Annotated in this window: 9 protein-coding genes, 1 rRNA gene and 1 other annotated feature; of the genes, 4 read left to right on the forward strand and 6 right to left on the reverse strand. The window is 46.7% G+C overall.

Going from position 1 to position 11361, the window contains the following annotated elements; genetic code table 11:
* The 4 genes from L4D76_RS27680 to rluD form a co-directional block, all read right to left on the reverse strand.
* A 16S ribosomal RNA gene (locus tag L4D76_RS27680) occupies positions 1–397 on the reverse strand; the annotation flags it as partial.
* Positions 398–876: 479 nt separating this feature from the next.
* A complete protein-coding gene (gene clpB, locus L4D76_RS27685; RefSeq protein ID WP_428444057.1) occupies positions 877–3450 on the reverse strand; it encodes an ATP-dependent chaperone ClpB in 2574 nt (857 codons plus the stop codon).
* A gap of 147 nt (positions 3451–3597) precedes the next feature.
* Positions 3598–4323 carry a peptidoglycan editing factor PgeF gene (gene pgeF / locus L4D76_RS27690; RefSeq protein WP_428444058.1) on the reverse strand — a complete coding sequence of 242 codons (726 nt, stop codon included), beginning with the start codon at positions 4321–4323 and terminating at the stop codon, positions 3598–3600.
* Between the two features lies 1 nt (position 4324).
* The gene (gene rluD, locus L4D76_RS27695) at positions 4325–5299 is read right to left on the reverse strand and encodes a 23S rRNA pseudouridine(1911/1915/1917) synthase RluD (RefSeq protein WP_428444059.1); all 975 of its coding nucleotides are present in this window, start codon (positions 5297–5299) and stop codon (positions 4325–4327) included.
* 139 nt (positions 5300–5438) lie between these two features.
* Here rluD and bamD point away from each other — a divergent pair, with 139 nt between their 5' ends.
* The 3 genes from bamD (at position 5439) to pheA (ending at position 8421) form a co-directional block, all read left to right on the forward strand.
* Positions 5439–6164 carry an outer membrane protein assembly factor BamD gene (gene bamD, locus L4D76_RS27700; RefSeq protein WP_428444060.1) on the forward strand — a complete coding sequence of 242 codons (726 nt, stop codon included), beginning with the start codon at positions 5439–5441 and terminating at the stop codon, positions 6162–6164.
* Positions 6165–6586: 422 nt separating this feature from the next.
* Positions 6587–6940, forward strand: coding sequence for a ribosome hibernation-promoting factor, HPF/YfiA family (gene hpf / locus L4D76_RS27705; protein WP_428444061.1), 354 nt, complete (start codon positions 6587–6589; stop codon positions 6938–6940).
* 137 nt (positions 6941–7077) lie between these two features.
* Positions 7078–7200, forward strand: a sequence feature (Phe leader region).
* 45 nt (positions 7201–7245) lie between these two features.
* Positions 7246–8421, forward strand: coding sequence for a prephenate dehydratase (gene pheA / locus L4D76_RS27710; protein WP_428444062.1), 1176 nt, complete (start codon positions 7246–7248; stop codon positions 8419–8421).
* An 80-nt stretch (positions 8422–8501) separates the two neighbouring features.
* Here the strand turns inward: pheA and tyrA are convergent, their stop codons facing one another.
* Positions 8502–9629: a bifunctional chorismate mutase/prephenate dehydrogenase gene (tyrA, locus tag L4D76_RS27715; protein WP_428444063.1), complete on the reverse strand. Its 1128-nt coding sequence runs from the start codon at positions 9627–9629 to the stop codon at positions 8502–8504.
* 178 nt (positions 9630–9807) lie between these two features.
* Positions 9808–10881 (reverse strand): 3-deoxy-7-phosphoheptulonate synthase, encoded by a 1074-nt coding sequence (locus tag L4D76_RS27720; RefSeq protein ID WP_428444064.1) that lies wholly within the window; start codon positions 10879–10881, stop codon positions 9808–9810.
* A 252-nt stretch (positions 10882–11133) separates the two neighbouring features.
* On the opposite strand from L4D76_RS27720, the gene L4D76_RS27725 reads away from it, so the two are divergent.
* On the forward strand, positions 11134–11361 hold a 228-nt coding region (locus tag L4D76_RS27725; RefSeq protein ID WP_428444065.1), incomplete at its 3' end, for a LytS/YhcK type 5TM receptor domain-containing protein.

Genomic DNA, 11361 nt, shown 5'->3' on the forward strand with positions numbered 1-11361 from the left:
TTCCCCCATTGTGCAATATTCCCCACTGCTGCCTCCCGTAGGAGTCTGGACCGTGTCTCAGTTCCAGTGTGGCTGATCATCCTCTCAGACCAGCTAGGGATCGTTGCCTTGGTGAGCCTTTACCCCACCAACTAGCTAATCCCACCTGGGCTAATCTTGACGCGAGAGGCCCGAAGGTCCCCCTCTTTGGTCCCTGTTCGTAATGAACAAGGACATTATGCGGTATTAGCTATCGTTTCCAATAGTTATCCCCCACATCAAGGCATATTCCCAGGCATTACTCACCCGTCCGCCGCTCGTCAGCAAAGAAGCAAGCTTCTTCCTGTTACCGCTCGACTTGCATGTGTTAGGCCTGCCGCCAGCGTTCAATCTGAGCCATGATCAAACTCTTCAATTAAAGTTTTGTTGTTCCYTWMGGAACGGCTCAATGATTTTTACTGATTTTCTGTTTCAACCGAAGTTGAAACGTAAATTGACTGTGCCAATATAATTACTCTGCAGTAACTACATCGTTTGGTCACTCAGTTCATTGATAAATCTTTCGACGAATCATTTCACGAGTGCCCACACAGATTGCATGGTCAAATTGTTAAAGAACATACTGACTGGTTAGCGGCTTAAGTTGCCGTGCTCCGTGTCAGTGAGGCGGCATTATAGAGACTTCGATCACATTGGCAATAGCTTTTTTGAAATTATTTCATCAAAAACAACCAATCGAACAAAATGCAAACAACATCGCACTTTGTGGCTAAAAATTGTCTTTGAAATTGCATTTATCGATTTTCCTGCTCTTCTGCCAGAGACAAAAACACCCACTTCAGATAGAAGCAGGTGTTTAAATAATTACAATAGATGCTCAAACAGAGTTAACTGCTGTTATTGCTTAGCAACGATATGGCCATCTTCAGCTACGATATTGATGATTTTTCCGGTCACCAATTTACCGGCCAGAATATCCTGTGCCAGCGGGTTCTCAATATACTGCTGAATGGCGCGTTTCAGCGGACGCGCCCCGAAGACAGGATCAAAGCCCGCTTCAGCAATAAGCTCTAATGCACTTTCTTGCAAGTTAAGCACATAGTCTTTTTCTTCCAGACGTTTAGTCAAACGTGCAATCTGAATATCGGCAATATGCTTGATGTTTTCCTGACCTAATGGATGGAAGACAACGGTTTCATCAACACGGTTAATAAACTCCGGACGGAAATGCTGACCGACCACTTCCATTACAATATTTTTAATGCCTTCGTAATCCAGCTCACCAAAGTGTTCCTGAATACGATCAGAACCTAGGTTGGACGTCATGATGATGACACTATTACGAAAATCAACGGTACGGCCCTGCCCATCAGTCAGACGACCATCGTCAAGCACCTGTAACAGAATATTGAAGACATCCGGATGCGCTTTTTCCACTTCATCTAATAAGATGACTGAGTATGGACGACGACGAACGGCTTCTGTCAAATATCCCCCTTCTTCATAGCCAACATAGCCAGGAGGAGCACCAATCAGGCGAGCCACCGAGTGTTTCTCCATGAACTCCGACATATCAAGACGAACCATATTGTCTTCACTGTCAAACATGAAGTTTGCCAGTGATTTACACAATTCTGTTTTACCGACCCCGGTAGGGCCTAAAAATATGAAGGAGCCGATTGGGCGATTTGGATCCGATAAACCAGCACGGCTACGGCGGATGGCATTCGATACCGCCTCAACCGCTTCATTCTGCCCAATCACACGTTTATGGAGTTCCTCTTCCATGCGCAGTAACTTATCACGCTCACCTTCAAGCATTTTCGCGACAGGAATACCGGTTTGGAGAGAAAGCACTTCTGCAATTTCAGCATCTGTGACTTTATTCTTTAACAGGCTCATTTCCTGCATTTCAGCTTGAGCTGCCAGATCCAGCTGTTTTTCCAGCGCTGGGATTTTACCGTATTGCAGCTCCGACATACGATTCAGATCACCGGCACGGCGGGCAATTTCCATATCGGTACGGGCTTGTTCCAGCTCGGACTTAATGTATTGCGTACCCGACAGGGCGGCTTTTTCAGCATTCCAGACTTCTTCCAGCTCGGCATAATCACGCTCTTTACTGTCGAGTTCTTTACACAAATCACGCAGACGCTTCTGACTGGCTTCATCGCTTTCTTTTACCAACGCCTGCTGTTCAATCTTGAGCTGGATGATACGGCGTTCCAATCGATCCAGGGATTCAGGCTTAGAATCGATCTGCATACGGATGCTCGATGCTGCCTCATCGATTAAGTCGATCGCTTTATCTGGCAGCTGGCGATCTGAAACATAGCGGTGAGACAACCTGGCTGCAGCGACAATTGCCGGATCGGTAATTTCCACATGGTGGTGCAACTCGTAACGCTCTTTCAAGCCGCGTAATATGGCAACGGTATCTTCAACCGTCGGCTCATCCACCAGCACTTTCTGGAAGCGACGCTCCAGCGCCGCATCTTTCTCTATATACTTTCGATATTCATCAAGGGTAGTCGCCCCCACGCAGTGTAATTCGCCTCGGGCCAACGCAGGCTTGAGCATATTGCCCGCATCCATTGATCCTTCGCCTTTACCCGCACCAACCATGGTATGCAACTCATCAATGAATAAAATCACGCGGCCTTCTTCTTGAGAAAGCTCGTTTAACACTGATTTCAAACGCTCTTCAAATTCACCTCGAAATTTTGCACCGGCAATCAGTGAGCCCATATCAAGAGAAAGCACACGCTTATTACGTAACCCTTCAGGTACTTCGCCGTTCACAATACGCTGAGCCAGCCCTTCAACGATGGCGGTTTTACCCACCCCAGGTTCGCCAATAATGACCGGGTTATTTTTGGTACGACGCTGAAGAACCTGAATGGTACGGCGGATCTCATCATCCCGACCGATGACAGGATCCAATTTGCCCTGCTCTGCACGCTCGGTCAGATCAATGGTGAATTTTTCTAAGGCCTGACGATTTTCTTCCGCATTTTGATCATCGACTTTCTGTCCGCCACGCACCTGATCAATCGCCTGTTCAATGTTTGCTGCTGTCAGCCCTGAATCTTTCAACAGCTTTCCGAGTGGCCCTTTGTCATCCACTGCAGCCAGAATAAACAATTCAGATGAGATAAATTTGTCTTTGCGTTTCTGTGCCAGCTTGTCACACATGTTGAGTAAAACGCCCATGCCATGTGACAACTGAACGTCGCCGCCAATACCTGTTACTTTCGGTAAACGGTCAAGCAGCTCTGCCAGGCTGGAGCGCAATTGGGAGATATCGACATTCAACATGGTCAGCAACGGGCGAATTGTGCTGCCATCCTGATTCAGTAACGCCACCATCAAGTGGGCGGGTTCGATATACTGATGGTCTCGCCCTAAAGCCAGCGATTGTGCATCAGAGATCGCCATTTGAAATTTGCTGGTAAATCGGTCAAGACGCATAAGTTCTCCCAGTATCAATATAATTTTTCTACTATAGATTATATGGATACTAGCAGAGGCTTTTTCAAGCGTTACAGAAAACTGGTCAGGGTAAGTAAAGAAAAAAGCGACGTTTTCACGTCGCTTTTTGAGGAAATCGAAATAGTATCAGTCGAGCCAAATCAAAGAGGCCTGACGTCCGGTAACGGGATCACGGCGATATGAATAAAACCGCTCAGGCTCGTTAAAGGTGCAATGTTCACCGCCATAAACCTGAGTCACACCATAAGACTGTAAACGCTGGGTTGCTAACAGATAAAGATTTGCCAGCCACTTATCACCGTAAGCCACAAATGCCTGTTCGGCATTTGGATCCAGCGCCATAAATTGTTCTCGCACTTCGCCCCCAACTTCAAACGCGGCAGGACCAATCGCCGGACCTAACCAGGCCATGATTTCAGAAGAGGGTGCTGAGAACTTTGCCAGTGCGGCGTCAATAATTCCACCAGCTAAACCACGCCAGCCGGCATGTACCGCTGCCACTTGGGTTCCGGCACTATCACACAGCAGCACAGGCAGACAGTCTGCGGTCATGATTGCACAAGCCAGACCGGAACGCTGAGTATAACTGCCATCGGCATCAACTCTCGCGCTCAGTGGTTGCTCCAGATCGATGACTCGAGAACTGTGGATCTGATTCAACCAAGCCGGAGCGAACGTTAACTCCAGCTTTTGTTGCAAGAAATCACGATTGTGCTGAACATGTTCTGCGTTATCCCCGACATGAAGCCCCAGATTAAACCCATCATAAGGTGCAGCACTCACCCCACCCTTGCGAGTGGTACTGACTGCTTTTACATTTTTGGGCGCAGGCCAGTCAGGAATAATCCACATTTTAGTACTCGTCGTCCTGATGTTCTTGCTTATCTTTACGCAAGATCTCACCCATCACCACAATATCGCTCGGAAGCGGTGCATGCCATTCCATGATTTCCCCTGTCATCGGATGCGCAAGACGTAACATGCGTGCATGCAGTGCCTGACGATCAAAAGCACGCAGGGCCTGGATCACTTCCGATGAAGCATCACGAGGCGGACGCGGACGGCCACCATATTGCAGATCGCCCACCAACGGGTGAGAAAGATATGCCATATGGACACGGATCTGGTGAGTACGACCCGTTTCGAGGCGGATCACGAGACGGGTATGCTCACGGAAATGCTCAGCAACACGATAATGGGTGATTGCAGGCTTACCCAATTCATGTACGGCCATACAAGTACGCTTGGTCGAATGGCGACCAATTGGCTTTTCTACCGTACCGCCACCCACCATTTGACCAATCGCAATCGCTTCATACTCACGGGTGATCTTGCGTTTTTGCAACGCACGAACCAGACGAGTCTGTGACTGAATCGTCTTGGCAACGACCATCAGACCTGTGGTGTCTTTATCGAGACGGTGAACAATTCCGGCACGAGGCACTTCAGCCAGTGCCGGACAATGGAAAAGCAATCCATTTAGCACGGTACCATCAGGTGTACCCGCTCCTGGATGGACAACTAAACCACGAGGCTTGTTGATCACCAGGATATCATCATCTTCATAGACAATATTCAATGGGATATCTTGCGCGATCCAACGTTCTTCATCTTCGATGTCAGCATTGACTACCAGTGCTTCGCCACCCATCATTTTTGCACGAGGCTTCTTGACGATTTCGCCGTTGACTGAAACCATGCCATTTAAAATCCAGTCTTTAATGCGCGAACGCGAATAATCCGGATATAATTCAGCAATAGTCTGATCAAGGCGCAGACCTAATTGGCTCTCATTTACTGTATTTGTTAACTCTATTTTCTGTGCCATAACGAACTTTTTCAAAAAGCGTGAGACTAATAGCCATACGCTGCGTAAAATAACCTAATAGTGTCATTGTATCTGTTAACGACTCAGACCGTAATGGATCATACAAATAAAATTTTTTATCAAGGAACCTGACGCCGCAATGAAACGCCTGACAATTACGACTCTACTTGCCGTTGCCATTCTTTCAGGCTGTTCCAGCACTGAAGAAATTGTGCCCGATGTACCGCCATCAGAGCTGTATACAACAGCCCAGCAAGCTTTACAGAGTGGCAGCTGGACCACAGCCATCGAACGTTTAGAAACACTGGATTCACGCTACCCTTTCGGCGCATACTCTGAGCAAGTACAACTTGATCTCATTTATGCTTACTACAAAAATGACGATTTGGCCTTAGGGCAAGCAACCATAGATCGCTTTAACCGTTTAAATCCGGCGCATGAAAAAGCTGACTGGGTGCTATATATGCGTGGCCTGACCAACATGGCCCAAGATCGCAGCTTCATGCATGACATATTCAGCATTGATCGTCATGATCGAGATCCTGAACCAGCACGCAAGGCATTCCGTGATTTTAAACGCTTGTTAGATCGTTATCCGGATAGCCAGTATGCTGCGGACTCCAAAGCTCGGATGATTTATCTGAAGAACCGTCTGGCTGACTATGAACTTGCTTCTGCCGACTTTTATATTCGTCGTGAAGCCTGGGTTGCCGCGATTAACCGATGTCAGCAAATTCAGCGTTTATATCCGGATACCAATGCCGCTCGTCAGTCATTGGGATTAATGCTGACCGCATATGAAAAGTTAGGTTTACAAGAACCTATCCAGAACACCAAAAAACTGATCGCCTTAAATCCAAACTGATCGGTTAAAAGCGCCAAGCATACGTTCTAATAAGCAAACGGCAGCCTGATGGCTGCCGTTTTTGTGTTTGTTCTGTCAATTTGTTCAGAAAATATCTTCCACTGTCACTGTGGCTAATTGTTTTCGCCTCCGGAGAGTGCTCGAACACTTGGTCAAACTTCACTCAACCCATTGCTACGGCTCGAAAAAGTTCCCTAGTCAGCACAAGCCGCCAGTGTCTCTAATTTCTTCATACTGCCTTAATCTTCAGGTGTTCGACAAGCACTTTATCCAAACTTTTTTATCACAAATAACACCCGGTCACAGAATTTTTCGAGTTATTCTTTTAAAGATGGAAGTGTGAAACTGATCACATCATAACCTCCATATTTTAGTAATCTGAAGTTAACCCAACAAAGGGTAGCAAAAGAGGAAAGATAATTATGACAGTAGAAATCACCGGTAAAAACATCGATATCACCCCTGCTATCCGTGAACGTATTGAATTTAAGTTTAAAAAGTTAGAAAAGTTTCAGGTACCACTAATCAGCAGACATGCTGTGATTAGTAAAGAACCAAGCAGAAAATTTAAAATCGAAGCATCCGCAGCTATTCCAGGAGGAAAAATTGTTGCCTCAGCGGAACACGATGATATGTATGGAGCGATTACCGAGCTCCATCAAAAACTAGAACGTCAGCTAAAGAAACAAACGCAAAAGCCAGCAGCTCGTCGCGCCAGCCACAGCGTAAAACCTGAAGTTGCTGAAGAAGTGGCAGCAGAGGAAGCAGACGTATAACGTCTAAGAGAGGAATTACAAACAGCCCCGCCAGTCGCGGGGCTGTTTACGTTCTAGCGTTAATTGATCTTGACAAGCCTAAGCTGGCTGAATAATGTTGAGTCATATTCACCACATAACGAAATCATCACTACCATGCCAGTCATTCAGCTGTTTTTCTTTAGCTTCTTTTTTATGTCACCTTAACGGGGGCTTTCGTTACGCTAGAAACAAGCTAAAGACGAATAGATAGCCTCCCACAACAGGGGGGCTTTTTTGTATTCGGCATCAGTAAAGACAAGCATAAGATCAGACAGGGACTTACAATGACAGAGCAACGCTATTCACTTGATGATATTCGCAAGAATGTCAGCCGAATTGATAATGAGATTATCAAGCTGTTGGCCGAACGCCGCCAGTTGAGTTTGGAAGTCGCAAAAAGTAAAATAGAAACCGCAAAACCTGTACGCGATCAAGCCCGGGAGCAAGAGCTGCTACTTCGCCTGATCGATGTCGGCAAAGCCGAGCAACTGGATTCACAGTATATTACCCAAATTTTCCACACCATTATTGAAGATTCGGTCCTGTTTCAACAGGCCTACTTACAAAAGCTCACTAACCCTGACAGTCAGCAGCCCGTCGCCCGTGTCTCTTTCCTCGGCGCGAAAGGCTCCTATTCCCACCTGGCGAGTCGCAATTATTTCAGTCGTAAACAAACTCAACTGGTGGAAATCAGCTGCTCGACATTCCGCGATGTCATTAATGTGGTCGAAACCGGCAATGCCGATTACGGTGTGCTACCGATTGAGAACACGAGCTCTGGCTCAATCAATGAAGTTTACGATCTGCTGCAGCACACCAGCCTGTCGATTGTGGGTGAAATCACTCAGCCCATTGAACACTGTTTGCTGACGGCGGTTGATACCAATATTGCAGAGATCGATACCCTCTACTCTCATCCGCAGCCTCATCAGCAATGCAGTGAATACCTGCACTCAATGGGCAATATTACCCAGGAGTACTGTTCAAGCACGGCTGAAGCCATGAAAAAAGTAGCTGAATTAAAGCAACCGAATGTCGCTGCGATTGGTAATGCCTCCAGTGGTGAGCTTTATGGTTTAACGCCACTTAAGAACAATATTGCCAATCAGCATGAAAACTTTACCCGCTTTATCGTCGTTGCACGTAAACCTGTCGAAGTCACTCCTCTGATCCCTGCCAAAACGACGCTGATTATGTCAACGGCGCAGAAAGCGGGTTCATTGGTGGAATGCTTATTGGTACTACGCAACCTGAACATCAATATGACTAAGCTGGAATCACGTCCGGTTATTGGCAATCCATGGGAAGAAATGTTCTATCTCGATGTCGAAGTGAACCTGAAATCTGACGTCATGCAGCAGGCGCTGGAAGAGCTGACTCGCTTAACCCGCTTTATCAAAGCACTGGGGTGCTACCCAAGTGAAAATGTGAAGCCGACGGAAGTGGAAATCGAGGAATAAGTAGCGAGTAGCGAAAAACAAAAAGCGAGAGTCCGCAAAAACTCTCGCTTTTTGCTATTAGGTTCTATAGGCGAAATCATTTATTTTCTATGTGTTGAATCGTTCGCTTGTCTGAGTAACCCCTGGCTTTCGGTTAAAAAATGCTGCGCATAATCCCCGAACCAATTTTCAACCTGGTTAAACGCTTGGGTGAACGCTTCTTTATCCTGTCGCTCCAGCATTTCAATCGCCTCACCAAAACGTTGATGGAAACGCTTAATCATCGCCAGGTTTTGCGGGGCAGACATAATAATATCAGCATATAACTGGGCATCCTGGGCAAACAAGCGCCCGACCATTGCCAGCTCCAGACGGTAGATTGGCGAACTCAGCGATATCAGCTGTTCAAGCTGCGGATCTTCTTCTGCCAGATGCACGCCATAGACAAATGAAGTGAAGTGGCGCAGAGCCTGAATTAAGGTCATCCCCTGATCATGCTCAATCGCACTGATACGGTTTAATGTCGCCCCCCAAATCTGGATCTGCTCCAGTAGCCACTGGTAGCTTTCGGGGTGACGACCATCGCAATAAACAACCACCTGTTTAGCCAAGCTGGCAATATCCGGACCAAACATCGGGTGCAAACCAATCACCGGCCCGCTATGCACTTCCAGCATGGCTTGCAACGGCCCGCTCTTAATGGAAGTAAGATCAGCAAGAATACAATCGTCAGGAAGATGATCTAACTTGGCAATAATTTGTTCAGTGAGGTTAATCGGCACCGACACAACGACCATTCCGGCATCTGCCAGTATGTCATCTGCACGATCCCAATCCTGACTCCCTAATTTACGAACCTGATAACCTGATAATTCAAATAAACGGCAGAATAACCCACCGAGCTGACCATACCCACCCACAACAACAATTGGGCGTAGCTCAGGCTTCAGGCATTTAAAACCGGAGTCATTCTCACTCGAATAGGACTCACGCATGGTACGACGCAGAATATCTTCAATCAGATCAGGTGGAACCCCTTTATGCTCAGCTTCCTGGCGGCGTGAAGCCAGCATCGCAGCTTCACGGTCAGGGGCATAAATAGGCAAACCATGCTTGCTTTTTACATGACCGACTTCTTCTACCAATGCCAGACGGCGAGCTAAAAGCTCAACCATCTGCTGATCAACATCATCGATTTGATCTCTTAACTTACTCAGTTCAGCAACCATGATCTCCACTTATTCCATCTTTATTTAATTCCGATTGGTATAACACTACCTGTCACTGCTCGCCGCTATTTCATTTAAGAGCCAAGCGAAAGTGCGCCTGTTGTGATGCAACAGAACATCACTCTAAATGAGCACCTTCGATGGCAACAAGGAACGAAGTAGCAATGAAATGGATCAGTTACCCTTCACAGCGTTCCTGCAAGGATGGGACTAACTCCTGGTGAGCATGACGAAGTAAGGTTTCTGTCGCTTCCCAACTGATACATGCATCGGTGATCGACACTCCGTAAGCCATTTCTTCACGCGGTAAATCAGCACTCTGATTGCCTTCATTTAAATGACTCTCAATCATCAGGCCGATAATCGACTTGTTGCCTTCACGGATCTGATGAATCACGTCTTCTGCCACAAGTAGTTGACGACGGTAGTCTTTTCTTGAGTTTGCATGGCTACAGTCTACCATTAAGGACGGTGAAAGACCTGAAGCAATCATCTCGTTTTCACACTCAGCCACAGAGACTGAATCGTAGTTAGTTTGTTTGCCGCCACGCAGAATGACATGACCGTCTGGATTACCCTGGGTATTGAGTAATGCTACCTGGCCTTCACGGTTGATCCCCATAAAACGGTGGCCAGAGGCTGCAGCTTGCATCGCATTGATGGCAGTAGCTAAATTACCATCAGTACCATTTTTAAAGCCAACGGGCATCGATAGGCCACTTGCCATTTCGCGGTGGGTTTGTGATTCCGTGGTTCGGGCACCAATTGCCGCCCAGCTGAACAAATCACCAAGATATTGCGGACTGATTGGATCCAGCGCCTCGGTTGCCAAAGGAATGCCCATTTCAACAAGATCGATCAGCAATTGACGCGCAATATGCAAGCCTTCCTCAACTTCAAAAGACCCATCAAGGTACGGGTCATTGATCAATCCTTTCCACCCCACCGTCGTACGCGGTTTTTCAAAGTAGACTCGCATCACGATATACAGTTGATCTTTCAGTTCTTCAGACAGTTGCTTTAACTTCACTGCATAACTTTTTGCCGCTTCAACATCATGAATTGAACATGGGCCGCAAACCACCAGCACACGGTGGTCACGTTTATGGGTGATGTCCGCAATAGTCTGGCGTGACTGACGAATAAAGCGCAAAGCCTCATCGCTCATCGGCAGTTTGCTTTTCAGCTGCTGCGGGGTGATCAATACGCACTCATCTTGAATATGAATGTTATTCAGCTGGTCTTTTTGCATGTCGGCTTCCCTGTAATCATAATTCTGCCAGCAGGTGGTCGCGGCCAACCTGGCTAACGGTATGTTTTGAAGAGTAGATCATTTTTTCCCTGTCATCTTGGTTCAACAATAGCAAGGCGTTTCCACTCTTTGCAAGCAGGTGTAAAGAAAAAATACCACTCGTAAAGATTTTTTTACAGCAAATACTATTTGGGGTATCAACGCAAACCCAGATACCCTAGTGACAGAGTTCATCTATTTCACAGATTCGTCATGGAACTGATTTTTTCCCTATTACAGCAACTCAGCGTCTACTTAGTCATTGCTTACCTACTAAGTAAAACCCCGTTGTTTATGCCAATTACCACGGTTTCGGGTCGTTTATCGCAACGATTTTCCTGTTATGTGCTGTTTTCACTTTTCTGTATTTTAGGGACTTACTTTGGCCTGAATATTGAAGATGCCATAGCCAATACCCGAGCCATTGGCGCCGTTATGGGG

The sequence above is a fragment of the Photobacterium sagamiensis genome (genome assembly GCF_050337085.1).
In the GTDB taxonomy this organism is placed as follows: domain Bacteria; phylum Pseudomonadota; class Gammaproteobacteria; order Enterobacterales; family Vibrionaceae; genus Photobacterium; species Photobacterium sagamiensis.

Excerpts from the sequence above, each read along its gene's own strand:
- clpB (WP_428444057.1), bottom strand. The coding sequence starts at position 3,450 with ATGCGTCTTGACCGATTTACCAGCAAATTTCAAATGGCGATCTCTGAT.
- pgeF (WP_428444058.1), bottom strand. The coding sequence starts at position 4,323 with ATGTGGATTATTCCTGACTGGCCTGCGCCCAAAAATGTAAAAGCAGTC.
- rluD (WP_428444059.1), bottom strand. The coding sequence starts at position 5,299 with ATGGCACAGAAAATAGAGTTAACAAATACAGTAAATGAGAGCCAATTA.
- bamD (WP_428444060.1), top strand. The coding sequence starts at position 5,439 with ATGAAACGCCTGACAATTACGACTCTACTTGCCGTTGCCATTCTTTCA.
- hpf (WP_428444061.1), top strand. The coding sequence starts at position 6,587 with ATGACAGTAGAAATCACCGGTAAAAACATCGATATCACCCCTGCTATC.
- pheA (WP_428444062.1), top strand. The coding sequence starts at position 7,246 with ATGACAGAGCAACGCTATTCACTTGATGATATTCGCAAGAATGTCAGC.
- tyrA (WP_428444063.1), bottom strand. The coding sequence starts at position 9,629 with ATGGTTGCTGAACTGAGTAAGTTAAGAGATCAAATCGATGATGTTGAT.
- L4D76_RS27720 (WP_428444064.1), bottom strand. The coding sequence starts at position 10,881 with ATGCAAAAAGACCAGCTGAATAACATTCATATTCAAGATGAGTGCGTA.